This window comes from Enterobacter sp. 4974935 (assembly GCF_058661735.1).
Genome location: NZ_JBZWGT010000003.1, coordinates 2,027,732 through 2,052,811, shown reverse-complemented (window position 1 = coordinate 2,052,811; position 25,080 = coordinate 2,027,732). Strand labels below are relative to the sequence as shown.

Below are 25,080 nucleotides of genomic sequence, written 5' to 3'. Positions count from 1 at the left end.
TTACAAAGGGATAAGTATAGGACGCATAATCTATTTTGCAGGGAAGACAGACTAGTCCGATCGCGTGGCAAGGTGGTTTGCCAGCGCGTCGAGGAACACACGCAGCGCCGCAGGCTGATAGTCTCGCGACTGATAAATACCAAAAATGCCGATCGGTTTTGGCGTATAGGCGCTGAGCACCGGCACCAGGCTTCCCTGCCGTAGCGCCGCGTCGGCCTCGCGCTCGGGCAGCATGGCAATACCACAGTGATTTATCGCCGCCTCCATCAGCAGAGATGAGATGCTGGCGCTGAGATTGCCGCTGACCGCCGTCGTGACCGGCTCCCCTGCCGGCGTTAAAAAACGCCACGACTGACCGGCAAAAAAGCTGTAATGCAGGCAGTTGTGCCGGGCTAAGTCTTCCAGTTCCTCTGGAACGCTCCGGCTTGCAAGGTAGTGCGGCGAGGCGCAAAGCACGGACCGACACTCTCCCAACCGGCGAGCGATCATACCCGGTTCGGGGTTATCGGTAATGCGGATCGCCACGTCAATTCGCTCGCCCACCAGGCTCACCGGATGGTTGTTAACATCCAGCTCAATGCGCAGTTGAGGGTAACGCTGCAACAGATCGGGCAGCACCGGAGCGATAATCTGCATCGCGGTAAAATGCGCGCAGGCGACACGAAGCGTGCCTGAGGGTAAATCCTTCACTGACTGATCTTCAATTTCCTGAGAAATTTGCGATAGCGTGCGCGTCTTTTGCAGGACCTTCTCCCCCGCCGCCGTCAGCGTCAGCTTGCGGGTGGAGCGGTTAACCAGCCGCGCCCCGGCCCACTTCTCCATCTGCTCCAGATAACGGCTCACCATTGGACGGGAGATCCCCAGCGCCCGCGCCGCCGCGCTTAAACTCCCCAGCTCACAGATGCGGTTGTACACCTGGGCGGCAATAACGCGATCCATTTTGACCTCCATTTGCTCGATCTACGAAACTAAGCATCTCCTGTTTCAGGAATTCTGGCAAATGCAGAGATCCGTACAATAGAGACTTTCCTGAAGAACAGAGACCTGACCATGACAATCGCCCGCCTTGCTTTGCTGACAACCCTTTTCACTCCGGCCGTCTTTGCCGCGCCGTTGGCCGTTGATACGTATAACCCGCAGGAAAAAGGCATTTTTGCCGTTTCTTCCACGCTGGTATCTGGTCCGGTAGAGGCGGTACTGTTTGACGCCCAGTTCAGCGTGAAAGATGGCGAAGCGCTGGTAGAAAAAATTCGCCACAGCGGTAAAACGCTGAACAAAATCGTGATCACTTCCGGCGATCCGGATTTCTATTTCGGCCTGCAACCGCTTATGAAAGCCTTCCCTAATGCCAAAGTTGTCGCCACGCAACAGGTGGTGGACCATATCAGGGCCACAAAAGACGCGAAGCTCGCCTTCTGGGGGCCACAGATGAAAGATGGCGCGCCGACGCAGCTCTACGTGCCGCAAGTGCTTGCCTCAACCACCTTTATGATTGACGGTGAGAGAGTAAGCATTGAAGAGCCTGAAAGCTATGCGGCGTACGTCTGGATCCCATCCGCCAAAACCATCCTCGGCGGCACGGGCGTCTCATGGGGCATTCACGTCTGGACGGCGGATACCCAAACGCCGGAAAGCCGTAAACAGTGGCAGCAGACGCTGGATAGCATGGCTGCCCTTAAGCCCGAACGCGTTATTCCGGGCCACTACCTTGGGACACCGCCAGCGGGTACCGGCGCTATCGACTTTACCCGTCGCTATCTACAGCAGTTTGAAAAGGCCCTCACGACACATAAAGCGTCTACCGACGTCATCATCGCGATGAAAAAACAGTGGCCGAACCTTGCGGAAGCCAGTTCGCTGGAACTGAGTGCCAAAGTGAATACCGGCGAAATGAAGTGGTAATAAGCTGACTATCTCCTGCTATATTTAAATTTTTTATAGCAGGAGTTTACTATGACATCGTCAGTAAGGGGTATTGACCATATCGGTATTACGGTGCCCGACATTGAAAAAGCCACCCTATTTTTTGAACGCGCTTTCGGCGCACAGGTTTTATATCATTCTGTCGATGCAGAAACCGATAATATCGATCAGCCCGCCCAGCAACACACCTTAAAATTATTTCCCGGCACTAAAATTCATGCCATTCGCATGCTTGTTATGCCGCACGGACCAGGCATAGAACTTTTCGAAATGCATGGCCCTGAACAGGGATTGCCCGCTCGCGCCAGCGACTTTGGACTTCAGCATTTTGCTGTTTATGTTGATGATTTTGATAGTGCCATCGCGGCTTTCACCGCCGCCGGCGGCGAGATGTTCACCGCGCCGAAGCCGCTTAGCTTTCCGGATGAGCAAGGTGAAGGCAATGCTTTCTGCTATGGTCAAACCCCCTGGGGCAGCATTGTGGAATTGATCTCCTGGCCGACGCCCATGCCTTATGAAAAAACCACGAATTTACGCCGCTGGAAACCCTGAGTTTTATTTCTGTGCTACGGGAGATGTTATTTTTAATTCCAGGACGAATCTGAACCACAACGGCAAAAATATTTGCCAATCTGAATGTGAATTACGATTTTGCACGCCGTAACATTAAACAGACAACGACACGGAGGCAGCATGTTTACTTATTACCCGGCACATACCACAGCAGCACAACCGGAACTTGTTAATGCGATCGCACAAGGTCTTCACGCCGAGCACGGTGTTGTTACTGAAGATGACATTTTGATGGAACTGACCAAGTGGGTGGAAGCCACGGACAATGACATCCTCAGTGACATCTACCAGCAAACCATCAACTATGTGGTTAGTGGGCGAAACGCACCTCTGTAAAAACCTGCTAAGCTGGATCTGCAACCTAAGGGGTTACATTTCGTTTGCGTAAGCAAGCTTGTCCTTAAAACTATCAACAGGATTGAGGAGTTAACATGAAATCGAACCGTCAGGCACGCCATATTCTGGGACTGAACTACAAGCTCTCTAACCAGCGTAAAGTGGTTATTGAGGAGGGTAGCGAAACGCAAGTTACCCACGCTACCGGCAGAAAACGCCCTTCCGGCAAGTAAGTTCCGGCACGATATTCACAACACCATCGGTCACCCCGGTGGTGTTTTTCTTTATGTGTTGCGGTAATTAATATTCAGCTCCTTTATAATACCAACCGACCGCACCCCGTAGCACAGGCCAGAAAGATGACAAACAGCAGTGTCAGGGACGGATCTTCTTAAAAAGAGTGAGTGACATGGACAACAAACTGAAAAAACATCGTTCCCTTTATATTCCTTACGCCGGTCCGGTTTTACTGGAGTTCCCCCTTCTGAACAAAGGCAGCGCCTTTAGCATGGAAGAGCGCAGCAGCTTTAACCTGCTGGGCCTGCTGCCTGAAGTGGTTGAGACCATTGAAGAACAGGCAGAACGTGCCTGGATCCAGTATCAGGGCTTTAAAACCGAAATCGATAAACACATCTACCTGCGTAATATTCAGGACACCAACGAAACCCTCTTCTACCGCCTCGTGCAGAACCATCTTGAAGAGATGATGCCCGTCATTTACACCCCCACCGTCGGCGCGGCGTGTGAACGCTTCTCAGAGATCTACCGTCGTTCCCGCGGTGTGTTCATCTCTTATCAGAACCGTCACAACATGGATGACATTCTGCAAAACGTGCCTAACCACAACATCAAGGTGATCGTGGTGACCGATGGCGAACGTATTCTGGGCCTCGGTGACCAGGGCATTGGCGGGATGGGGATCCCCATCGGTAAGCTCTCGCTGTATACCGCCTGCGGCGGGATCAGCCCGGCCTACACCCTGCCGGTGGTACTTGACGTGGGGACCAATAACCAGCAACTGTTGAACGATCCGCTGTACATGGGCTGGCGTCACCCGCGCATTACCGACGACGAGTACTATCAGTTTGTGGATGATTTCATCCAGGCCGTGAAGCACCGCTGGCCTGACGTGCTGTTGCAGTTCGAAGACTTCGCACAGAAAAACGCCATGCCGCTGCTGAACCGCTACCGCGATGAGATCTGCTCGTTCAACGATGACATTCAGGGCACTGCGGCAGTGACCGTCGGTACGCTGATTGCTGCGAGCCGTGCGGCAGGCAGCCAGCTCAGCTATCAGAAAATTGTCTTCCTGGGTGCAGGCTCCGCGGGCTGCGGCATCGCCGAGCAAATTATTGCCCAGACCCAGCGCGAAGGCTTAAGCGAAGAGCTGGCCCGCTCCCGCGTCTTTATGGTGGACCGTTTTGGCCTGCTGACCGACGGCATGCCAAACTTACTCCCGTTCCAGACCAAACTGGTGCAGAAACGCGAAAACCTGAAAAACTGGGATACGGATAACGAAGTGCTCTCGCTTCTTGACGTGGTGCGCAACGTTAAGCCGGACATTCTGATCGGCGTGTCCGGGCAGACCGGCCTCTTCACGGAAGAGATTATTCGCGAGATGCACAAGCACTGCGAACGCCCTATCGTGATGCCGCTGTCTAACCCGACTTCACGCGTGGAGGCAACGCCGCAGGACATCATCGCCTGGACCGAAGGTAAGGCACTGGTCGCAACCGGCAGTCCGTTTGATCCGGTGGTGTGGAAGGACAAACTCTACCCCATCGCGCAGTGCAATAACTCCTATATCTTCCCGGGTATTGGTCTGGGAGTTATCGCCTCCGGCGCGTCCCGCATCACCGACGAAATGCTGATGTCCGCGAGCGAAACGCTGGCAGGTCACTCTCCGCTGGTGAATAACGGTGAAGGCCTGGTACTGCCGGAGCTGAAAGACATTCACAAAGTGTCCCGCGCAATTGCCTTCGCGGTAGGCAAAATGGCGCAGCAGCAAGGCGTCGCGGTGAAAACCTCTGCCGATGCGTTGCAGCAGGCGATTGATGATAACTTCTGGATGCCGGAATACCGTAGCTATCGTCGTACTTCGATTTAAATCGGAGTTTTGAACGTTCCCTCTCTTCACAAGGGAGAGGGAACGTGAAGTCCCTTCTCCCTTTTTCCTCTAATTCCCTTAATCCTGCCTATAAATGCTTTGTTGAAAGTCACTCATGATAATTTGGCTTTAAAAATGCAGCAGGATCGATCATTTTAAAAATGCATACCTAATCAAAATCTATATCCTTTTAAAATATATAAATTTTACATAACACTTCTTGCCTAACAAATAGTTTTTCTTAAGCGTTTAGTAACGTTTTGCATCACTAAATTCATTTATTGAAAAGGAGTTTTGAAATGGCAATCCCAGCATATCTATGGCTGAAAGATGACGGCGGCGCAGAAATCAAAGGCGCGGTTGATGTGCAATATCGCGAGGGCAGTATTGAAGTATTAGGATTCGGTCATGGACTGCATCTACCGACAGATAATATGCCAGGAAAAATCACGGGTACGCGCATGCATAGCGCTCTGGTTTTTGAAAAGGAGTTCGACAGTTCCAGCCCTTACTTATACAAGGCTGTAGCAAAAGGCCAAACGCTAAAAAGTGCCGAGTTTAAGTGGTACAAAATCAATGATGCTGGTCAAGAGGTCGAATACTTCAACATGTTCCTTGAGAACGTTAAAGTGGTCTCAATATGCCCGGTGATGCATGACGTAAAAAATCCAGCAATGGAAAAACATAATCATTTAGAAAATATTTCCCTCCGTTACGAGAAGATCACATGGCGACACTGTGACGGTAATATCATCTTTGCTGATTCCTGGAATGACAGATCATGAATCTCCTACAGTGCTTTTTCCACCTCAACGGAGGTACGTACGCTACTTTGTCTGTGCCCGGAGTTGGCTTTTTTCCTGCATTTTCAGGGAATGGTGACGCGACGAACCGTGCAGAAAGCGCAAATATAACTGATATCGGCCCACTCCCACCTGGTCCCTATAACATACTTTTACGTGGATTAGGGGGTTGGTATACTCAAACTAAGGATAGTGTTAACGCATTTTTCACCGGTTCGAATCGGAACGAATGGTTTGCATTATATCGCGATGACGGATTGATAAATGATGAGACTTTTGTGAAAGGCGTAAGGCAAGGTGAATTCCGGTTACACCCTATCGGGCCATCTGGCATAAGTAAGGGTTGTATTACACTTTATAGTCAGAGCGATTTTAAGATTCTGGCATCAGCCTTACTTCGAACTGGAGGGCAGCAATTGGGAAACTACATGATTGCACATGGCGTTGTGCAGGTCTATTAATGAAGGCGGCATTCCTTGTGTTGTTGTGGTGTATAGCCGTGTTTCTATCAATGTTCACACTCTACAAGATTGTTCCACCAGAAACGCAGTACGATTTTGTGGAGCTTTTTGGAATATATGGCGACGAAAGGATAATGGATTTTGTTTTGTATGTTTTCTTCGGCATGGCCATATTCATTGCGTCTGTAATCACGCTATCCCTGTATTTGCTTATACGAAAAAGATGATTCTGGGCAGCGACGCTGCCCTTCCTTTTATCACATCACGCGCTTAGTTCTGTATCCGCAACCGAAGATATCGCTTTTTGCCGCAGTAGTATGTTCATTCTATGAAAATGTTGTATAGTGATGGTTACTAATAATCACTTAACTTATAAGGAGGCCAATTATGCTGTACTGTGAAATTTTCAATGTTTCACATACATTTGGTGATCGCACCAGCTCAAGCGTTATCGGTATCGTGCTGCGATAACTTCCGCTTGAGCGAAGACACCAACCCCTGAAATCCCTTCTCTCGGGCTTACTGAGTTATCGTCAGCGATGTTTGACGAGGCATAAACATGCCTGTAACTCTTGGGTAAGCAACAATGAGCACTTTACTCACTGCACAATCTTTACGTGTTGATACGGCGTTTGGCACGCTATTCGACTCCCTCTCCTTTACGCTGAAAAAAGGCGACCGTATTGGCCTGCTGGGCGACAACGGCTGCGGCAAAAGTACGTTGCTGAAGGTGTTGGACGGCACAGACTCCCCTGCTGCCGGAACCGTCGCATTGGCCGGATACTGTCTGATGGCGCGCGTTGAGCAACACCTGCCAGAAGCCATTTATCCCCTGACCATGCTGGATGCCGTGCTGGCGCAACTGCCCGCGACTGAACGCGAGAGTCTGCACTGGAAAGCTGAAACGCTGCTGGCGGGTATGGGCTTTACACCGCAGGACATGGCCTTAACGTCGGCAACGCTGAGCGGCGGGCAGCACACGCGTCTTCTGCTGGCGCGGGCGCTGATCGGCGATCCGGATCTGTTACTGCTGGACGAACCGAGTAACCACCTCGATTTGCCGACCCTGCTCTGGCTGGAACAGTTTTTACAGAACTGGTCCGGCAGCTTTGTGCTGGTCTCACACGACAGGCAACTATTGGATGCCGTCACCAACGGCAGCTGGATCCTGCGCGATAAGATGTTGCACTACTTCGCCCTTCCCTGCACCGCCGCGCGTCAGGCGCTGGTAGCCAAAGACGAAAGTGATGCGCTGCGGCATAAGGCGGAGCAAAAGGAGATTGACCGCGTAACCGCCAGTGCCAGACGGCTGGCCACCTGGGGCAAGGTCTACGATAACGAAGATCTGGCCCGCAAAGCCAAACAGATGGAAAAGCAGGTCGAACGGCTTAAGGAGAGTCAGACAGAGCTCACCGCAGGCAGTCCGTGGACATTAACCCTGCGCGGTGACGCCCTGCGGGCAGACCGGCTACTGGAGATGGAAAACCTAAGCGTAGCGCCTGAGCCTGGCCTGTCTGAGCTGTTTCACGTCGACATTGCGCGGCTTAGAAGTGGCGATCGCGTGGCTATCGTCGGGCGTAATGGCTGCGGCAAATCATCACTGATGAAGCTTATCTGGCGGCATTTCTCAGGTGAACCTTCAGAGGCTGGCCTGAAACTTCATCCTCGCGTGTCGCCAGGCTATTACGATCAGACGCTGAATCAGCTTTCGGAGGAGGCAACAATCTTTGACGCGCTGGAGCCTTTCGCGCCAGATCCGCAGACCCGTAAAATGGCCCTCATCAGTGCCGGGTTCCCGTGGGCGCGACACGGACAAAAAGTCAGTACGCTGAGCGGTGGGGAACGTTCGCGGCTGCTGTTCATCGGCCTGACGCTTGCTCGCTATAGCCTTCTGATGCTGGATGAGCCAACCAACCACCTGGACATGGAAGGCAAAGAGGCGCTGGCGGAAACACTGCAACAGTTTGAAGGCGGAGTGCTGCTGGTGAGCCACGATCGTCAGTTAATTAGCCAGAGCTGTAACCGCTACTGGCTGATTGAGGACGGCAGGCTTAACGAATGGCACGATGCGGAGGCGGTGTTTGAGCGCCTGCGTGCGGGCACCGGTCCGGTGGTGCCTGAGGCGTCGAAGACTGCATCGAAGGCACCACCTTCAGCGTCTGACGATCTGCTCGAACGCCTGGTTGCCCTGGAAATGCTGCTGGAAGAGGATTTGGCGCGCAAGCCAAAACACCAAAAACCGCAGTTGCAGGCGCAATGGCGAAGAGAGATTGAGGAGATAGAAGCCCAACTATAAATCTGTACCCGGCGGTCGTTACGCCGGGTTTTTTACGTTAGCGTTTTCCCCTACTGATTATTAGAGGATCACCGTATTCTTAATCTGAAACTGAATTAATTGATGACATTATGTTGCGGTTGCCTTGCATTACAGCGCCAAAGTATTAATCCTTAATGGGTATTACACCTGCTATGCAGATACTCATTAGTAAAAGGAGAAACACATGAAGGCTGCTGTTGTCACTCAGGATCATCAGGTTAACGTTACAGAGAAAACCTTACGCGCGCTCAAACATGGTGAAGCGCTGCTGAAGATGGAGTGCTGTGGCGTTTGCCATACCGATCTCCATGTTAAAAATGGCGATTTTGGCGACAAGACCGGGGTGATCCTCGGCCATGAAGGGATTGGTATTGTCAAAGAGATTGGTCCGGGCGTCACGTCACTGAAAGTTGGCGATCGTGCAAGCGTGGCGTGGTTCTTCGAAGGCTGTGGCCACTGTGAATATTGTAATACCGGCAACGAAACTCTGTGCCGTGACGTAAAAAACGCGGGTTACTCCGTCGACGGCGGCATGGCGGAAGAGTGCATCGTGACCGCGGATTACGCGGTTAAAGTCCCGGAGGGGCTGGACTCTGCGGCGGCCAGCAGCATCACCTGCGCCGGTGTCACCACCTACAAAGCGGTAAAAGTCTCTGAGATCAAACCCGGCCAGTGGATTGCGATCTATGGCCTGGGCGGTCTGGGCAACCTCGCACTGCAATACGCCAAAAATGTCTTTAATGCGAAAGTTATCGCCATTGACGTGAATGACGAGCAGTTGAAACTCGCTGCCAGCATGGGCGCAGACTTAACCGTGAACTCCCGCAGTGAAGATGCGGCAAAAGTGATTCAGGAGAAAACCGGCGGCGCACATGCGGCAGTGGTGACGGCGGTAGCGAAAGCGGCCTTCAACTCTGCCGTTGACGCGGTTCGCGCCGGAGGCCGCGTGGTGGCTGTTGGCCTGCCGCCGGAAGCGATGAGCCTGGATATTCCACGTCTGGTCCTGGATGGGATTCAGGTGGTGGGCTCTCTGGTGGGTACTCGTCAGGATCTGCTCGAAGCCTTCCAGTTTGCGGCTGAAGGTAAGGTGGTTCCGAAAGTCACGCTGCGCCCACTGGAAGATATCAACGCCATCTTTAAAGAGATGGAACAGGGCCAGATCCGTGGCCGTATGGTGATTGATTTACGTTCTTAACCGCGGTGGCCGGGTAGCGGGTTTGCCCTGCCCGGCCTGTCACGTAGACGAACGGCGATCGGAAATCCACTCCTGAACCTCGATCTGGAACGTGTCCGGCGCTTTTCGATACATCTTCCGCGCCAGATCCAGGATGGTATGGCGTCCTAACTCCTCTTCCATCCGCTGCTGCGCGCTGTCCATAACCGATCGCACCCCGCACGGTCCGTCACAGACCCAGGTCGGTGGCGTTTCATCAAATACCGCCAGGCGCTGACGCACTTCCCGACATTCGAACATATTCTTATCGCCGTCGATGGCGTGTGCCACGTCCAGCACGCTGATCAGCTCTGCCGGACGCGCCAGCCGGAATCCTCCCCCCTTGCCTTCGGTGCTGATAACCAGCCCCGCGCGTGACAAACGAGTGAAAATCTTCCCAAGATAGTCGTACGGTACGCCCTGCAAGGCCGCCATCTCCCGGACGCTCATCTCACGCTCATTGCCTTTTGCATCCACCATACACATCAGGCTATGAATGCCATATTCCACACCAGAACTGTAAAACGCCATGGCTCACTCCGGGTTATTGTTCGCTGCATTATAACGAATTTTAACTCAGAAAGAAGTTGTCGTAGTTAACTCCGATAAGTATAGTGGCAGTTATGTCAGACACACAGCCTGACGAACAAAAGGATCGAGTATGAAAAAGCAGATTTTAATTGTGGGTAGTGGGTTTTCCGGTATGTGGGCTGCGGTCAGCGCCGCGCGTCTTTCTGCTCTGGAAGGTAATAATAGCCTCAGCATTGCCGTGCTGGCCCCGGTGCCGGAACTGCGCGTTCGTCCACGTTTTTATGAAGAGAACGTGTCGACGATGGTCGCGCCACTGACCGAACTGTTTGCTGAGCTGGGTATTGCCTTTATTTCGGGCGAAGCACAACATATTGATACCTCATCTAAAACCGTTTTGTATCGCGATTCAAACGGCGCCATTGCCGAAGTCAACTGGGAACGTCTGATCCTCGCAACCGGTAGCCAGACTAAACGTCCGCCGATTGCCGGTCTGACTGAATACGCATTTGATATCGACCAACTCGACTCCGCCAGGCTGTTCGAGCAACATCTTGATTCGCTGGTTTCGCGCCCCTCCACCCCAGAACGCAATACCGTGGTCGTGTGTGGCGGCGGTTTTACCGGCATTGAGCTGGCAACGGAACTCCCTGCTCGTCTTCGCACCCGCTTCGGCGCCGATACAAAGACTAAAATAATCGTAGTTGAAAGAGGTGCAACCATTGGCGGGCGTTACAGCGAGGCGCTGCGTAACACCATTGAAGAAGCAAGCAACGCGCTGGATGTTGAATGGCGTTTAAACAGTGAAATTGAAGCTATTGATGCCAGCGGCGTGACGCTGAAAAACGGAGAGCGCATTGCCAGCGCGACTGTAGTGTGGACGGCAGGGGTAGAAGCTAACCCCCTAAGCCTGCAAATTGACGGGGAACGCGACACTCAGGGACGCCTTATCGTCACCGACACGTTGCAGGTCCCTGCGCATCCGGAGGTTTACGCGACGGGTGATATGGCGCACGCCAAAACGGACGATGCGGGCAACACGGCACTGATGACCTGCCAGCACGCGATCCAGCTGGGGAAATTCGCCGGACATAACGCAGCTGCCAGCCTGTTAAATCTGGAGCCGTATCCTTACCGTCAGGTGAATTACGTCACCTGTCTGGATCTGGGTGGCTGGGGCGCGGTGTACACCGAGGGCTGGGAACAGCGTGTTAAATCCGTGCGCGAGGAAGGCAAAAAGATCAAAGTCGCCATCACCAACGAACTGATTTACCCGCCAGCAGCAGACAAAGCAGTCGCATTTGCCGCCGCTGACCCACTGGCGAAATTCGTGTAGTCCCCTCCTGTGCCCGCGACCAGCGGGCAAAGCGTGAAATCAGGCCAGCGCTCCTGCGTTGGCCTGACGCTTTTTGGCACATAAAAAACCGTACATCAACAGAGAGGTCATTGCTGAGAAGGATAACATCGCTGCCGGAAGCGTGACATAGCTCCAGCTAAAGCCGAGCGTAATCATCATTCCACCGAAATACGCGCCTATTGCGCTGCCGAGGTTAAACGCCATTTGCCCGCCTGCGGCGCCCAGCATCTCGCCGCCTTTCGCATTTTGCAGCAGCAGTATTTGCAGCGGCGCAGAGAGCGCAAACAGCCCGGCGCAGCAAACAAATCCCATTACCAGTGAAGCTGTTTTAAGCTCGCCAAACGCGAACAGTAACAGCAGCGAAGCCACAATCACCATGTCGGTGGTGGCAGCAATGCGCAGCGGGCTAAAGCGCGACGACAGCTTGCCGCTGAAGACATTACCCAGCACCATGCCCAGCCCCATCAGCATCATGATCGCGGTCATGACGCCCTCGGAAAAGCCTGACACGTTGACCATAAACGGCTTCACGAAGCTAAACCAGGCAAACACCCCGGCATTGCCAAACATCGTAGCGGCAAAAATCAGCCACGGTTCCGGTTTTTTCAGGAAGTGGAATTGTTCTGTCAGCCGGGTGGTTGTCGTGTCGTGAATGTCTGGCACCCACAGCAGAACAGAGAGGATCACCAGCGCATCAAAGACGGCAATCAAAAAGAAGGTGTAGCGCCAGTTAAATTCATGTCCCAGCCACGTCCCGAGCGGGACGCCAAGCAAATTGGCAACGGTCATCCCGGCAATCATCCCTGCTACAGCAACCGTCACCTTACCCGGTGGCGCAATTTTTGACAGGATTATCGCCCCCACACCGAAAATCGCGCCATGCGGGAAACCAGAGATTAAGCGCCCCGCCGCCAGCCCTATGTAGGTGTCAGAGAAGGTAAAGAGCGCGTTACCGACGACGCACATCGCCACCAGAAACAGCAGCGTTGTTTTCAGCGAAAATTTACTGGAGAACAGCGCCACAATCGGCGCGCCGATCACTACGCCAAAAGCGTAAAACGAAATCATATTTCCGGCGGAGGGAATCGAAATGCCCGTATCATGAGCCAGTTCTGTCAGCACGCCCATGATGCCAAATTCAGCCATACCCAGGCCAAAGGTAGCCAGTGCTAACGAAAAAATTGTTTTTTTCATACCGCGACCACTGTTAAAAAATACGCAGCGTGCATTATTGATTAAACTTGTATGGTGAACCAGTTCAAATCAGCTTTCTGACACATTAATCCATTCATTCAGGCCGATTACACGCTTAGTACGGCCTCGATCCCGCGACCGGACCCATAGGGAGACCCGCCATGGTCAGTAAGAAGAAAACCCGTGTTGTTGATGATGTCGTTAAAAACGCGCCGCTCAAAACCAAAGCGTACGAGCAAGAGCTTCGCCGCCTCCATGTTGAACTGGTTAAGCTCCAGCAATGGGTGGTCGCCAAAGGGTTAAAGGTCTGTATTGTTTTTGAAGGGCGAGACGGCGCGGGTAAAGGCGGCGCCATCAAAGCCATCACCGAACGCGTCAGCCCCCGGGTGTTTCGCGTTGTTGCGTTACCGGCCCCCACCGATAAAGAGAAAAGTCAGCTCTATTTTCAGCGTTACGTTCCCCATCTGCCCTCTGCCGGTGAAATCGTCATTTTTGACCGGAGCTGGTACAACCGCGCAGGCGTGGAAAGAGTAATGGGTTTCTGTACCGAAGAGCAGGCCGACAAATTTCTTGATGGAACGCCGGTGATGGAAAAAGCGATGGTCGATGCCGGTATCATATTGTTGAAATACTGGCTTGAAGTAACGCCAAAAGAGCAGGAACGCCGCCTGCGCGATCGCATTAATGATGGTCGCAAGATCTGGAAGCTGTCTCCAATGGACATAAAATCTTTCAATCTGTGGGATGAATATACCCTCGCCCGTGATGCGATGTTTAAAGCGACCGACACCGCCTGGGCGCCGTGGTTTGTGGCGCGCTCAGAAGATAAAAAACGGGTTCGGTTGAATATTATTTCGCATCTGCTTTCACAGATCCCCTATAAAGAAATTCACGTTGACAAGGTGGATTTACCGAAACGCAAGATCGGCAAAGTGAAGCCAACAAAATATCCCTTCCGGTATATTGCAGAGCGGTTTTGATACGGGGAAGCAGGCCAGCACAAGCGCAGCGCCGCCGGACAATGCCGACGGCGCAAGGTTTACTTCAACCCTTCCGAACTCTCTTTTTGCGCTTCAAGACGCTCAATGTCGCGGTACCAGCGCGGATGGTGCTTCTGCGCCCAGCGGCGGCTCACCTTCCCTTCAATCATGCCTTTAATCGATCCTTTCACCCAGAATGCCATATACATATGGATCAGAATGGCGTGGATCAGAATAATGGCCGAGGTCGCGTGGATCAACAGCGCGTAGCGCACTACCTGAATCGGGAAATAGTGCGCAAAATACGGACGCCAGATGATCACCCCGGTCACCAGCAGCACAAAAATCATGCTCATGATGGTCCAGAACATCATCTTCTGCCCGGCGTTATATTTGCCCACCTTCGCGACTTTATGCTCGTTGCCTTTCAGAACCTCAACAATCCCTTTTAGCCACGGAATATCCTGCTTGTCAGGGATGTTGTGATGAACGAAACGCACAAACATAAACATCAGCACCACGAAAATCAGTACGCCGAAGAACGGATGCAGAATGCGCCCCATCTGCGGTGTCCCGAAGGTTTCCGTTAGCCACTGTAGCGTCGGGAAGAAGAACGAAATGCCGGATACCGCCACCAGGAAGAAGCAGATGACCACCGTCCAGTGACAGGCGCGATCGACAAATTTTGTGCGCACTATCATTTTCGACTTACTCATGATGCTCCTCCTCGTCGTCATCCACCTCTTTATTCGGCCCGATACCGATGTAGTGATAAATCAGCCCGGCAAAGGTGGCGATAAAGCCCGCCGCTGAGAGCGGCTTAAGCGCCCCTTTCCAGAGGTTGATTGAGGTATCGATCGCCGGATCCTTCGGCAGATTGTGATACAGCTCCGGCTGGTCATTGTGGTGCAGAACATACATGACGTGCGTACCGCCCACGCCCTGCGGGTTATAAATCCCGGCCTTGTCATAGCCGCGCGCTTTGAGCTTATCCACCCGCTGCTGCGCCACTTCCAGCATCTCTTTTTTGGTGCCGAAGTGGATAGCCCCGGTAGGACAGGTCTTCACGCAGGCAGGCTCCTGTCCGACGCTGACGCGATCGACACACAGCGTGCATTTATAGACCCGGTTATCTTCTTTATTGAGGCGCGGGATATTAAACGGACAGCCTGCGATGCAGTAGCCGCAGCCGATACAGTTATCCTGCTGGAAGTCGACGATCCCGTTGGCGTACTGAATAATTGCACCCGCAGACGGGCATGCCTTCAGGCAGCCCGGATCTTCACAGTGCATACAGCCGTCTTTACGGATTAGCCACTCCAGCTTGCCGTTCTGGTCGGTTTCGCTAAAGCGCATCACCGTCCAGGACTTGGCGCTCAGATCAGCCGGGTTATCGTAAACGCCAACGCAGTGCCCCACCTCGTCGCGGATATCGTTCCACTCCGAGCAGGCCACCTGGCAGGCCTTACAGCCCACGCAGGAGGAGACATCGATCAGCTTGGCGACTTCTGCCTTGTAGTCCCGCGCGCGAGGCGCGGGCGTTATCGGGTTGGTCGCGGAGCGTTTAATAATGTCTTGTGTTTCCATCGCCATTTAATCGCTCCTTACGCTTTCTCGATGTTGACCAGAAACGCTTTATACTCCGGCGTTTGCGAGTTGGAATCGCCGACGTTTGGCGTCAGGGTATTGGCGATGTAACCTTTCTGCGCCACCCCTTCAAAGCCCCAGTGCAGCGGGATGCCGACGGTTTCTACCTGCTGGCCGTGTACGTTCAGACTTTGCAGACGACGGGTGACCACCGCTACCGCGCGAATAAAGCCGCGCTTGCTGCTCACCGTCACGCGATCGCCATTGGCAATGCCTTTCGCCTTCGCCAGCGTTTCGCTTATCTCCACAAACTGTTCCGGCTGCGCGATGGCGTTAAGCCGCGCATGTTTGGTCCAGGTATGAAAATGCTCGGTCAGGCGGTAGGTAGTTCCGACATACGGGAACTTGTCCTTTTTACCTAAACGCAGCACGTCATCTTCATAGATACGCACTACCGGGCTGGAAACTACGTTCGGGTGCAGCGGGTTAGTGCCGAGCGGCGTTTCCATCGGCTCGTAATGTTCCGGGAACGGCCCTTCCGCCAGCTTGTCGATGGCAAACAGACGCCCCAACCCTTCCGGCTGCATGATAAACGGCCCGGTGTTGCTGCCCGGCGCGGCGGTGTTGAAGTCCGGGATATCGTTCCCCGTCCACTTCGTGCCGTTCCACTCGATCAGCATGCGTTTCGGATCCCACGGCTTACCGTTCACGTCTGCGGAGGCACGGTTGTACAGTACGCGGCGGTTCAACGGCCACGCCCATGCCCAGCCCAGCGTGTTGCCCAGGCCTGACGGATCGGCGTTATCACGGTTGGCCATCTGGTTACCCTGCTCCGTCCAGCTGCCGGTGTAGATCCAGCAGGACGAGGCCGTGCTGCCGTCGTCACGCAACAGCGCGAAGCTATTGAGCAACTGGCCTTTCTTCGCCACCAGATTGCCGTTGGCATCGTACAGGTCGGCCAGCGCCACGCCGTTGTTCTCTTTTGCCACCTCTTCGGACTCAGGATGATCCGGCTGCTTGTAGTTCCAGCTCATCTTCAGCAGCGGCTCTGCGCCTTTGCCGCCTTCGGTGCGGTACATCTCGCGCAGACGATGGTAAATCCCGGCCAGAATTTCGCCGTCATTACGCGCTTCACCCGGCGCATCCTGACCTTTCCAGTGCCACTGTAGCCAGCGGCCAGAGTTGGCAATAGAACCGTCCTCTTCCGCAAAGCAGGTCGATGGCAGTCGGAACACCTCGGTCTGAATGGATGCCGGATCGACATCGTTAGACTCGCCGTGGTTCTGCCAGAACGTAGACGTTTCGGTGACCAGCGGATCGATAACCACCATGTACTTAAGCTTGCTCAGGCTGCGAACGACTTTGTTTTTATCCGGGAATGACGCCACCGGGTTAAAGCCCTGGCAGATATACCCCGTGACGTCGCCCTTATCCATCATGTTGAAATACTTGATGACATCGTAAGCCTGATCCCATTTCGGCAACCACTCAAAACCCCAGTCATTCTCTTTCTGCGCCGCATCGCCGTAGAACGATTTCATCAGACTGACGGCAAACTTCGGATAGTTACTCCAGTAGTTCACCTGGTCCGGACGCGTCGCTTTTGGCGTATTGGCGTCAAGCCAGCTTTGCCAGTCGGTCTGCTTCTCCGACGGCAGGGTCAGGTAACCCGGCAGGCTGGTCGACAGCAGGCCGAGATCGGTTAAGCCCTGAATGTTGGAGTGTCCGCGCAGGGCGTTCACACCACCACCGGCCATCCCCATGTTGCCGAGCAGCAGCTGGATCATCGCCATGGTACGGATGTTCTGCGCGCCCACGGTATGCTGCGTCCAGCCCAGCGCGTACAGGAAGGTGGTTGTTCTGTCGGCGGCACTGGTGGAGGCCAGCACTTCACATACTTTCAGGAAGTCTGCTTTCGGCGTACCGCAGATGTTTTCCACCACGTCTGGCGTATAACGGGAAACATGCTGTTTCAGCAAGTTCCACACGCAGCGCGGATCGGTCAGGGTCTCATCGCGTTTCGCGTAGCCGTTTTCGTCGAATTGATAGTTCCAGGACGATTTATCGTACTGACGTTTCTCTGCGTCATAGCCGCTGAACAGGCCATCTTCGAAGGCGAAATCTTCCCGCACCAGCAGGGCGGCATTGGTGTAATGCTTAACGTATTCCGCGTTAATCTTATTGTTTTCGATCAGGTACAACAGCACGCCGGAAAGGAACGTAATATCCGTACCGGAGCGGATCGGCGCATAAATATCAGCCACCGATGCCGTACGCGTAAAGCGTGGATCGACGACAATCAGTGTCGCATCGTTGTTGTTTTTCGCTTCCATCGCCCAGCGGAATCCCACCGGATGGGCTTCAGCGGCGTTACCGCCCATCACCACCACGACGTTTGCGTTTTTGATATCAACCCAGTGGTTGGTCATCGCACCGCGACCAAATGTTGGAGCAAGACTTGCTACCGTTGGTCCGTGTCAGACGCGCGCCTGGTTATCAACCGCCAGCATGCCGAGGGAGCGCACAAATTTTTGCGTCAGCATGCCGGTCTCATTACTTGCCGCAGATGCACACAGCATCCCGGTGGAGGTCCAGCGGTTTACCGTAACGCCCTGCTCGTTCTTTTCAATAAAGTTGGCGTCGCGATCCGCTTTCATCAGTTTTGCAATACGTGAGAAGGCCTCGTCCCAGGAGATGCGCTGCCATTTATCAGAGCCCGGCCCACGATATTCCGGATAGCGCAGACGGTTTTCACTGTGGACGTAGTCCAGCAGCCCCGCCCCTTTCGGGCAAAGCGCCCCGCGGCTCACCGGATGGTCCGGGTCCCCTTCAATATGATAAATCGCTTCTTTGGCGTTCTTCGCGCCATCACCCAGGCTATACATTAATAGCCCACAACCCACGGAGCAGTATGTGCAGGTGTTACGGATCTCTTTCGCGCGCAGCAGTTTATAGTTGCGTGCCTGAGCCAGCGCCATTTTGGGAGCGAATCCCAGCATTGCGGCTGTTGTTCCGGCCATACCGCCCGCGCAGATTTTAAAAAATTGTCTGCGGCTGACGTCCATTGCTGTCCTCGTTATCTGATAAGACTTCGCGCCGCAAACTAACAGCAAAGCCCCTGTTTTTTTTGCGTCAAATCAAGGTCGCCGAACTTCGCCCCCTTAATAGTCACCGCCGGTATGATTTATTACTCCTTTCGGGTTAACCGCGAAACAGAAAATTCGCATGGTGAATGGGTTAGATGCTATAAGTTTACCCTTTGATTTTTATGAGACTGGCAGGGTAATGGACAGAAAAAGAGCAACGCTGATTGGCCTGGTGGCCATACTGCTGTGGAGCACCATGGTGGGTCTCATCCGCAGCGTCAGTGAGGGACTTGGCCCGGTGGGGGGCGCAGCGATGATCTACACCGTCAGCGGATTATTGTGTCTGGCGACGGTAGGTTTCCCTGATATTAAACGGTTTTCGAAAGGCTATCTCATTGCGGGCAGCGTCCTGTTTGTCAGCTATGAAATGTGCCTTGCCCTGTCGCTTGGCTTTGCCGCGACGCGCTCGCAGGCAATTGAGGTGGGCATGGTCAATTATCTCTGGCCAAGCCTGACGATTGTGTTCGCCATTTTGTTCAACGGACAAAAATCCACCCTGTGGGTGATCCCCGGCTTAGCGATCTCCCTGTTGGGCGTGGGCTGGGTCTTAGGCGGCGAAAACGGGCTGCACGTTCACGACATCATGCAAAACATCGTTTCCAGCCCGCTGAGCTACGGGCTGGCATTTGCCGGTGCCTTTATCTGGGCCGCCTACTGCACCGTCACCAGCAGGTATGCCAGAGGGCAAAATGGCATTACTCTTTTCGTCCTGCTGACCGCCCTGAGCCTGTGGGTCAAATATGCCGTCAGCGATCAGCCCGAAATGGTATTCAGCGTGCCGGTAGTCGTGAAGCTGTTGATGTGTGGTGTTGCCCTTGGCTTTGGCTACGCCGCCTGGAACATTGGGATCCTCCACGGTAACGTCACTGTGCTTGCGGCCGTCTCCTACTTCACCCCGGTACTCTCTGCCGCGCTGGCGGCTATTATGCTGAGCTCTCCGCTTTCATTCTCATTCTGGCAAGGGGCATTAATGGTTTGCGCCGGATCATTACTTTGCTGGTATGCCACCCGCAAATAGTATTTTAATTTTACCGGGCACGAATCATGCCCGGTAAAAATTAACATTATTTTAATATGTGATCACAATAAAGAATATGATTTATAACATTCGTATGTATTTCTATTTCTGTATAGAGTACTCACAGAAAGTCAGATCCGTTGTGGAAATTGACATAAACTGACAACGCGTGTAATTAATTCAACCCCAATATTCCCGCGCGATATAGCACATAGTGCAATAGTTTATTTCTGGATGTTTCTTTTAAAAAGCAGTTGCTGGCTTCCGGATAATCCACAAACCACTGTTTTAAAAGTCAATAACGCGCCCCATTCCTTGACATTATCTGCCAAGCCCTTTTATCTCCCTCTAAAAACAAAAACGCATGGCAACTATTTACAGCCTTATTATCGTGTTTTGTTAATAATCAATTTATGTATATAAAGTAACCTTATTGAGCGATTTAAGGGAAATTTATCGGATCAGGATCACACTAATTGAAATTATCTTTAATATTTTGAAACTTATTATTGAAAGCAGTCTACGGAATTTTAAAAATAGTCTGCCATTGACGATAAGCCTCGTTTAAAAATCGCTCAGGTGGCTTAGGAAATACCTAAATAAAATTATAAGGGTTAGTTAAGATGAAACTTAAATTAGTTGCAGTGGCAGTGACTTCCATGTTGGCGGCTGGCGTTGTTAACGCGGCTGAAGTTTTTAACAAAGACGGTAACAAACTGGATCTGTACGGCAAAGTTACTGGTCTGCACTATTTTTCTGATGATGCTGGTAGCGACGGCGACAAAACATACGTTCGTCTGGGCTTCAAAGGTGAAACTCAGATCAACGATCAGCTGACCGGATACGGCCAGTGGGAATATGAGTTCAAGGGCAACCGCTCTGAAGCTCAGGGTTCCGACGGCAACAAAACCCGTCTGGCCTTCGCTGGTCTGAAATTCGATGAATTCGGTTCCTTCGACTACGGTCGTAACTACGGTGTTGCTTATGACATCGGCGCATGGACTGACGTTCTGCCAGAGTTCGGTGGCGATACCTGGACGCAGACTGACGGCTTCATGACCGGTCGTACCACTGGCGTTGCCACCTACCGTAACACCGACTTCTTTGGTCTGGTTGACGGCCTTAACGTGGCTGCCCAGTACCAGGGTAAAAACGACCGTTCAGAGATCACCGAATCCAACGGTGACGGCTGGGGTCTGTCTTCTACCTATGAATTCGACGGCTTCGGTGTGGGTGCGACCTACGCGAAATCTGACCGTACTGACCGTCAGGTTCGTGCTGCAAGCAACCTGAACGCCGGTGGCGAAAACGCAGAAGTCTGGGCTGCTGGCCTGAAGTACGATGCGAACAACATCTACCTGGCAACCACCTACTCTGAAACCCGCAACATGACGGCGTTCGGTAGCGGTCACGTTGCCAACAAAGCACAGAACTTCGAAGTTGTGGCTCAGTACCAGTTTGACTTCGGTCTGCGTCCATCCATCGCTTACCTGAAATCCAAAGGTAAAGACATCGGTTCTTATGGCGACCAGGACCTGGTTGAATACGTTGACGTTGGCGCGAGCTACTACTTCAACAAAAACATGTCCACCTACGTTGATTACAAAATCAACCTCGTGGATGACAGCCAGTTCACCAAAGATGCCAAAGTGGCTACCGACAACATCGTGGCTGTAGGTCTGACCTACCAGTTCTAAGAGGTGTTAGTTCAAAAGGCCAGCCCTCGCGGCTGGCCTTTTTTTTACTGCTGCCCTCCGACCTTCGCCAGACTAAACCAGATCCCGATCGCCAGAATCATCAGCATGGCTCCCGCACTGCCCAGGGCCACGCTGTGCGAGGTGATGAACGCGGTTTTCGCCGCCGTCATCACCGGCTCGGCCAGTGACGGCGTCAGCTCCTGCGCGACCTTCATCGCTTCACCGATGGACGACGAGGCTTTATCGGTCAGCGACGCGCTCAGCCCCTGCGGCAGTACAATTGACGCCGAAAAGCTGCGGGTTAACAACAGACCGAAAATGGCGATCCCGAGACCAGCGCCCAGCTCGTAGGACATGGTTTCGATCGCGCCTGCCGCGGCCGCTTTCTCTTTCGGCGCGGCAGCCATGATCGCTGACGTCGATGCCAGCAGTGCGCTGGCGGCACTGAAGCCCAGCAGCACCATCAGGCTCCACGCCTGCCACTGTTGGGTGCTGAAATCGAGCGTCGACAGGCCGATAAAACTGATCGCGCTTAGCCCCATGCCTCCGGCCGCGACAATGCGCAGCCCCAGACGCCCGACCAGCACACCCGCGATCGGCCCGCTAAATCCGCTCGCCACCATCACCGGCAGCATAAATTTCCCTGCTTCAAACGGCGTAAAACCATGCACGAACTGCAACTCCTGCGCCATCAGCAGTTCAAAGCCCACCAGCGCAATCATGGCGGTCATTGCCATGACTACGCCGCTTAAAATAATGCGATGGCAAAACAGACGCATGTCTATCATTGGCACGCGCGCGCGCAGCTGGATACGGACGAAGATAAACAGCATCATCGCCCCGGTAAGCAGCGTAGAGGCCACCATCCACGGCGACAGCACCCCTTTCAGGGCGGTTTTGGCGCTGTAGACCAGCAGTAAAATGGCGACAATCAGCATAATGGCATGGCTGATATTGAGCGGCTGCTCGGGCCGACCCTGCTGAGCAGGCACAAAGCGCGCAGCAAGCGAAACCACGATCAGCACGATCGGCACGTTAATCAGGAAGACCGAACCCCAGTAAAAGTGCTCCAGCAGCATGCCGCCAATCAGCGGGCCAAACGCCGCGCCGCCCGACCCAACGGCAGCCCAGACGCCAAGGGCGATGTTACGGTGCCGCACGTCAATAAACAGCGTGCGGATCCCTGCAAGCGTAGCCGGAATGATCATCGCCGCGCCAATCGCCAGCGACGCGCGGGCGGCAATCAGCCAGCACGCGGACGGCGCAAAAGCCGCCGCTAACGATGACAGGCCAAACAGCACGCTGCCGATCATCAGCAGGCGCTTAAAACCTATGCGATCGCCCAGCGCGCCCATCGGCAGCACCATCCCCGCCATCACCAGCGAGTAAATATCAATAATCCACAACAATTCGTTGCCGCTGGCACCCAGCGTCATGCTCAATGTTGGCGCCGCCACGTGCAGCACCGTCGCGTCAATCGCCACCGGGATATACACCAGCACGATAATCACTAACGCTAACCACTGACGAAACATAAATTTCCTTTTCATTTAAAAACTGGACACATGTCCAGATTGCGATCCTACGTAAAGTTGAACACTTGTCCAGCTCTTTGTTACACTCGTTTCGTTGCCATTGAGAGTGAGAAATTATGCGTTATCTGAGCAAGGACGAGCGGCGGGAAGAGATCCTACAGGCCGCAATGCGCGTGGCGCTGACCGAAGGATTCGCTGCGATGACCGTGCGCCGAATCGCTACCGAAGCGGGCGTCGCCACCGGGCAGGTGCATCACCACTTTGCGTCGGCGGGCGAGCTTAAATCGCTGGCGTTTGTCAGGCTGATCCGCGATTTGCTGGATGCTGAAATCGTTGGCGAAAACGCAGGCTGGCGCGAGCGCCTGCATGCCATGCTCGGCAGCGATGACGGCGGGTTTGAGCCCTACATTCGGCTGTGGCGGGAGGCGCAAATTCTCGCCAGCCGGGATAGCGATATCAAAAGCGCCTACGTTTTGACCATGGAGATGTGGCATCAGGAAACGGTCGCAATTATCCGCGCCGGTGCGGAGGCCAACGCCTTTACGCTTGCTGATCAGCCGGAAAATATCGCCTGGCGTTTAATTGGTCTGGTATGTGGCCTGGATGGCATATACGTCTTAAATATGCCTGAAATGGACGACGCGGCATTTAATAAGCATCTGGATAAACTTATCTCCCTCGAATTGTTTTAATACTCCCATCGGAGTATTAATTTCCGCAAATAGTTACAATTAGTAACACATAAAGCGAACCCTGATTCCCATTCCAAACTCAGGGATTCGCTTTTTTATCTATCCTTTCAGATGTATCCCATAACATCCTATAAATTTCATACGCCACTGACAGGTATCTTTCTGTTTTTCCTTCTTTTTTCTCTCCACTTCGGTAAGCAAGAGGGTGATATGTCACATCAAAGCGAGAAGAGTAATCAGCATCTGTTGAGTAACTGGAAACCGGAAAACGCGCAATTTTGGGAGAATAAAGGAAAACATATCGCACGAAGAAACCTGTGGATTTCCGTGGCGTGTTTGCTGCTCGCATTTTGTGTCTGGATGTTGTTTAGCGCTATTGCGGTAAATCTTAATAAGGTCGGATTTAATTTCAGCACCGATCAGCTTTTTATGCTAACGGCATTACCTTCTCTCTCCGGCGCGATATTGCGTGTCCCCTACTCTTTTATGGTACCGATATTTGGCGGACGTTACTGGACCGTGTTAAGCACCGTTATCCTGGTCGTACCCTGTGTCTGGCTTGGGATCGCCATCCAGAATACCGCCACGCCCTATTGGATCTTCATCATCATCGCGCTGCTGTGCGGTTTTGCCGGTGCCAACTTCGCTTCCAGCATGGGAAACATCAGCTTCTTCTTCCCGAAAGCCAGACAGGGCAGCGCACTGGGCATTAACGGCGGGCTGGGTAACCTGGGCGTGAGTGTGATGCAGCTGGTTGCGCCGCTGGTGATTTTCCTGCCGATGTTTACCTTCCTCGGCGTGCACGGCGTACCGCAGGAGGATGGCTCGACGATGTGGCTGGCGAACGCGGCGTGGATCTGGGCGCCGCTGCTGATTCTGGCCACCATTGCGGCGTTTTTTGGCATGAACGACATCGCCAGCTCGAAAGCGTCCATTGCCAGCCAGCTTCCGGTGCTTAAGCGCTTTCATCTCTGGCTGCTGAGCCTGCTTTATCTGGCAACCTTCGGCTCGTTTATCGGTTTCTCGGCAGGCTTTGCCATGCTGTCGAAAACCCAGTTTCCGGACGTTAATATCCTCCACCTCGCCTTCTTTGGCCCACTGATCGGCGCCCTGGCGCGTTCGGCTGGCGGAATGATTTCGGACAGACTGGGCGGCGTAAGGGTGACGCTGATCAACTTCGTCTTTATGGCCATCTTTAGCGCCCTGATTTTCCTGACGCTCCCCGGGTCTGGTTCAGGCAGCTTTATCGCCTTCTATCTGGTCTTTATGGGCCTGTTTCTGACCGCAGGCCTGGGTAGCGGCTCGACCTTCCAGATGATCGCGATTATCTTTCGCCAAATCACCCTCGACCGCGTGAAAAAACAGGGCGGGAGCGATGAACAGGCACAGCATGAAGCGGTGACCGAAACGGCTGCGGCGCTGGGCTTTATCTCTGCCATCGGTGCGGTGGGCGGGTTCTTTATTCCCAAAGCCTTTGGCACCTCCCTGGCGATGACCGGTTCCCCGGTGGGCGCCATGAAAGTCTTCCTCGTGTTTTACATCGTCTGCGTGCTCGTCACCTGGCTGGTGTACGGCCGCAAATCCTCACAAAAATAATAACTACCTCTTCGCCG

General features: G+C 53.4%; 22 protein-coding genes. 15 read left to right on the top strand and 7 right to left on the bottom strand.

All coding sequences use genetic code 11. The annotated features are described in order from the left end of the window. Positions 1 to 51: 51 nt before the first annotated feature. Positions 52 to 939 (bottom strand): LysR family transcriptional regulator, encoded by an 888-nt coding sequence (locus tag AC4OVS_RS11055; protein ID WP_491922399.1) that lies wholly within the window; start codon positions 937 to 939, stop codon positions 52 to 54. A gap of 111 nt (positions 940 to 1,050) precedes the next feature. Here AC4OVS_RS11055 and AC4OVS_RS11050 point away from each other — a divergent pair, with 111 nt between their 5' ends. The 9 genes from AC4OVS_RS11050 (at position 1,051) to adhP (ending at position 9,715) form a co-directional block, all read left to right on the top strand. Further along, a complete protein-coding gene (locus AC4OVS_RS11050; RefSeq protein WP_491922398.1) occupies positions 1,051 to 1,902 on the top strand; it encodes a Vmh family MBL fold metallo-hydrolase in 852 nt (283 codons plus the stop codon). Positions 1,903 to 1,953: 51 nt separating this feature from the next. Next, positions 1,954 to 2,475 (top strand): VOC family protein, encoded by a 522-nt coding sequence (locus AC4OVS_RS11045; protein ID WP_169441122.1) that lies wholly within the window; start codon positions 1,954 to 1,956, stop codon positions 2,473 to 2,475. Positions 2,476 to 2,616: 141 nt separating this feature from the next. Beyond that, the gene (gene bdm, locus AC4OVS_RS11040; protein ID WP_022648192.1) at positions 2,617 to 2,832 is read left to right on the top strand and encodes a biofilm-dependent modulation protein; all 216 of its coding nucleotides are present in this window, start codon (positions 2,617 to 2,619) and stop codon (positions 2,830 to 2,832) included. Between the two features lie 95 nt (positions 2,833 to 2,927). Further along, a complete protein-coding gene (gene sra, locus AC4OVS_RS11035; protein ID WP_023300167.1) occupies positions 2,928 to 3,065 on the top strand; it encodes a stationary-phase-induced ribosome-associated protein in 138 nt (45 codons plus the stop codon). A 176-nt stretch (positions 3,066 to 3,241) separates the two neighbouring features. Then, complete coding sequence (locus AC4OVS_RS11030) at positions 3,242 to 4,939, top strand: NAD-dependent malic enzyme (protein ID WP_022648194.1); 1,698 nt, start codon at positions 3,242 to 3,244, stop codon at positions 4,937 to 4,939. Between the two features lie 299 nt (positions 4,940 to 5,238). Then, entirely contained in the window at positions 5,239 to 5,724 is a 486-nt protein-coding gene (locus AC4OVS_RS11025; RefSeq protein ID WP_063152220.1) for an Hcp family type VI secretion system effector, read from the top strand. Further along, on the top strand, positions 5,721 to 6,203 hold the full coding sequence (locus AC4OVS_RS11020; protein WP_491922397.1) for a DUF2778 domain-containing protein: 483 nt from the start codon (positions 5,721 to 5,723) through the stop codon (positions 6,201 to 6,203). The genes AC4OVS_RS11025 and AC4OVS_RS11020 overlap by 4 nt, the downstream gene beginning before the upstream one ends. Positions 6,204 to 6,789: 586 nt before the next feature. After that, positions 6,790 to 8,499 (top strand): ABC-F family ATP-binding cassette domain-containing protein, encoded by a 1,710-nt coding sequence (locus AC4OVS_RS11015; RefSeq protein ID WP_023300168.1) that lies wholly within the window; start codon positions 6,790 to 6,792, stop codon positions 8,497 to 8,499. Positions 8,500 to 8,704: 205 nt separating this feature from the next. After that, positions 8,705 to 9,715 carry an alcohol dehydrogenase AdhP gene (gene adhP, locus AC4OVS_RS11010; protein WP_022648199.1) on the top strand — a complete coding sequence of 337 codons (1,011 nt, stop codon included), beginning with the start codon at positions 8,705 to 8,707 and terminating at the stop codon, positions 9,713 to 9,715. 39 nt (positions 9,716 to 9,754) lie between these two features. On the opposite strand, the gene AC4OVS_RS11005 is transcribed toward adhP, so the two are convergent. Continuing rightward, the gene (locus tag AC4OVS_RS11005; protein WP_069596592.1) at positions 9,755 to 10,264 is read right to left on the bottom strand and encodes an RrF2 family transcriptional regulator; all 510 of its coding nucleotides are present in this window, start codon (positions 10,262 to 10,264) and stop codon (positions 9,755 to 9,757) included. Positions 10,265 to 10,394: 130 nt separating this feature from the next. Between AC4OVS_RS11005 and AC4OVS_RS11000 the strand changes: the two genes are divergently transcribed. Then, on the top strand, positions 10,395 to 11,597 hold the full coding sequence (locus AC4OVS_RS11000) for an NAD(P)/FAD-dependent oxidoreductase (protein WP_155018917.1): 1,203 nt from the start codon (positions 10,395 to 10,397) through the stop codon (positions 11,595 to 11,597). A gap of 39 nt (positions 11,598 to 11,636) precedes the next feature. Here AC4OVS_RS11000 and araJ read toward each other — a convergent pair whose 3' ends face one another. Next, a complete protein-coding gene (gene araJ, locus AC4OVS_RS10995) occupies positions 11,637 to 12,812 on the bottom strand; it encodes an MFS transporter AraJ (RefSeq protein ID WP_491922396.1) in 1,176 nt (391 codons plus the stop codon). A 161-nt stretch (positions 12,813 to 12,973) separates the two neighbouring features. Here araJ and ppk2 point away from each other — a divergent pair, with 161 nt between their 5' ends. Further along, positions 12,974 to 13,792, top strand: a complete 819-nt coding sequence (ppk2, locus tag AC4OVS_RS10990; RefSeq protein ID WP_022648203.1) for a polyphosphate kinase 2 — start codon at positions 12,974 to 12,976, stop codon at positions 13,790 to 13,792. 59 nt (positions 13,793 to 13,851) lie between these two features. On the opposite strand, the gene fdnI is transcribed toward ppk2, so the two are convergent. From fdnI to fdnG, 3 genes are read right to left on the bottom strand one after another with little or no spacing between them, the layout of a single operon-like run. After that, positions 13,852 to 14,508, bottom strand: a complete 657-nt coding sequence (gene fdnI, locus AC4OVS_RS10985) for a formate dehydrogenase-N subunit gamma (protein WP_023300174.1) — start codon at positions 14,506 to 14,508, stop codon at positions 13,852 to 13,854. Continuing rightward, on the bottom strand, positions 14,501 to 15,385 hold the full coding sequence (fdxH, locus tag AC4OVS_RS10980) for a formate dehydrogenase subunit beta (RefSeq protein WP_003857048.1): 885 nt from the start codon (positions 15,383 to 15,385) through the stop codon (positions 14,501 to 14,503). Before fdxH ends, fdnI begins: the two co-directional genes overlap by 8 nt. A gap of 11 nt (positions 15,386 to 15,396) precedes the next feature. Continuing rightward, a complete protein-coding gene (gene fdnG / locus AC4OVS_RS10975) occupies positions 15,397 to 18,444 on the bottom strand; it encodes a formate dehydrogenase-N subunit alpha (RefSeq protein WP_491922395.1) in 3,048 nt (1,015 codons plus the stop codon). Positions 18,445 to 18,664: 220 nt separating this feature from the next. Here fdnG and yddG point away from each other — a divergent pair, with 220 nt between their 5' ends. Both yddG and ompC read left to right on the top strand, forming a co-directional pair. Continuing rightward, the gene (gene yddG / locus AC4OVS_RS10970) at positions 18,665 to 19,543 is read left to right on the top strand and encodes an aromatic amino acid DMT transporter YddG (RefSeq protein ID WP_045308154.1); all 879 of its coding nucleotides are present in this window, start codon (positions 18,665 to 18,667) and stop codon (positions 19,541 to 19,543) included. Positions 19,544 to 20,166: 623 nt separating this feature from the next. Then, a complete protein-coding gene (ompC, locus tag AC4OVS_RS10965; RefSeq protein ID WP_022648207.1) occupies positions 20,167 to 21,240 on the top strand; it encodes a porin OmpC in 1,074 nt (357 codons plus the stop codon). 44 nt (positions 21,241 to 21,284) lie between these two features. Here the strand turns inward: ompC and AC4OVS_RS10960 are convergent, their stop codons facing one another. Next, positions 21,285 to 22,775, bottom strand: a complete 1,491-nt coding sequence (locus AC4OVS_RS10960) for an MFS transporter (RefSeq protein ID WP_303756073.1) — start codon at positions 22,773 to 22,775, stop codon at positions 21,285 to 21,287. A 116-nt stretch (positions 22,776 to 22,891) separates the two neighbouring features. Here AC4OVS_RS10960 and AC4OVS_RS10955 point away from each other — a divergent pair, with 116 nt between their 5' ends. Continuing rightward, on the top strand, positions 22,892 to 23,467 hold the full coding sequence (locus AC4OVS_RS10955; RefSeq protein ID WP_022648209.1) for a TetR family transcriptional regulator: 576 nt from the start codon (positions 22,892 to 22,894) through the stop codon (positions 23,465 to 23,467). A gap of 210 nt (positions 23,468 to 23,677) precedes the next feature. Then, complete coding sequence (locus AC4OVS_RS10950; protein ID WP_058646716.1) at positions 23,678 to 25,063, top strand: NarK family nitrate/nitrite MFS transporter; 1,386 nt, start codon at positions 23,678 to 23,680, stop codon at positions 25,061 to 25,063. Positions 25,064 to 25,080: the final 17 nt, after the last annotated feature.

What these genes read in the sequence shown, in the direction of transcription:
- AC4OVS_RS11055 (WP_491922399.1), bottom strand. Translation starts at nt 939, where the DNA reads ATGGATCGCGTTATTGCCGCCCAGGTGTACAACCGCATCTGTGAGCTG.
- AC4OVS_RS11050 (WP_491922398.1), top strand. Translation starts at nt 1,051, where the DNA reads ATGACAATCGCCCGCCTTGCTTTGCTGACAACCCTTTTCACTCCGGCC.
- AC4OVS_RS11045 (WP_169441122.1), top strand. Translation starts at nt 1,954, where the DNA reads ATGACATCGTCAGTAAGGGGTATTGACCATATCGGTATTACGGTGCCC.
- bdm (WP_022648192.1), top strand. Translation starts at nt 2,617, where the DNA reads ATGTTTACTTATTACCCGGCACATACCACAGCAGCACAACCGGAACTT.
- sra (WP_023300167.1), top strand. Translation starts at nt 2,928, where the DNA reads ATGAAATCGAACCGTCAGGCACGCCATATTCTGGGACTGAACTACAAG.
- AC4OVS_RS11030 (WP_022648194.1), top strand. Translation starts at nt 3,242, where the DNA reads ATGGACAACAAACTGAAAAAACATCGTTCCCTTTATATTCCTTACGCC.
- AC4OVS_RS11025 (WP_063152220.1), top strand. Translation starts at nt 5,239, where the DNA reads ATGGCAATCCCAGCATATCTATGGCTGAAAGATGACGGCGGCGCAGAA.
- AC4OVS_RS11020 (WP_491922397.1), top strand. Translation starts at nt 5,721, where the DNA reads ATGAATCTCCTACAGTGCTTTTTCCACCTCAACGGAGGTACGTACGCT.
- AC4OVS_RS11015 (WP_023300168.1), top strand. Translation starts at nt 6,790, where the DNA reads ATGAGCACTTTACTCACTGCACAATCTTTACGTGTTGATACGGCGTTT.
- adhP (WP_022648199.1), top strand. Translation starts at nt 8,705, where the DNA reads ATGAAGGCTGCTGTTGTCACTCAGGATCATCAGGTTAACGTTACAGAG.
- AC4OVS_RS11005 (WP_069596592.1), bottom strand. Translation starts at nt 10,264, where the DNA reads ATGGCGTTTTACAGTTCTGGTGTGGAATATGGCATTCATAGCCTGATG.
- AC4OVS_RS11000 (WP_155018917.1), top strand. Translation starts at nt 10,395, where the DNA reads ATGAAAAAGCAGATTTTAATTGTGGGTAGTGGGTTTTCCGGTATGTGG.
- araJ (WP_491922396.1), bottom strand. Translation starts at nt 12,812, where the DNA reads ATGAAAAAAACAATTTTTTCGTTAGCACTGGCTACCTTTGGCCTGGGT.
- ppk2 (WP_022648203.1), top strand. Translation starts at nt 12,974, where the DNA reads ATGGTCAGTAAGAAGAAAACCCGTGTTGTTGATGATGTCGTTAAAAAC.
- fdnI (WP_023300174.1), bottom strand. Translation starts at nt 14,508, where the DNA reads ATGAGTAAGTCGAAAATGATAGTGCGCACAAAATTTGTCGATCGCGCC.
- fdxH (WP_003857048.1), bottom strand. Translation starts at nt 15,385, where the DNA reads ATGGCGATGGAAACACAAGACATTATTAAACGCTCCGCGACCAACCCG.
- yddG (WP_045308154.1), top strand. Translation starts at nt 18,665, where the DNA reads ATGGACAGAAAAAGAGCAACGCTGATTGGCCTGGTGGCCATACTGCTG.
- ompC (WP_022648207.1), top strand. Translation starts at nt 20,167, where the DNA reads ATGAAACTTAAATTAGTTGCAGTGGCAGTGACTTCCATGTTGGCGGCT.
- AC4OVS_RS10960 (WP_303756073.1), bottom strand. Translation starts at nt 22,775, where the DNA reads ATGTTTCGTCAGTGGTTAGCGTTAGTGATTATCGTGCTGGTGTATATC.
- AC4OVS_RS10955 (WP_022648209.1), top strand. Translation starts at nt 22,892, where the DNA reads ATGCGTTATCTGAGCAAGGACGAGCGGCGGGAAGAGATCCTACAGGCC.
- AC4OVS_RS10950 (WP_058646716.1), top strand. Translation starts at nt 23,678, where the DNA reads ATGTCACATCAAAGCGAGAAGAGTAATCAGCATCTGTTGAGTAACTGG.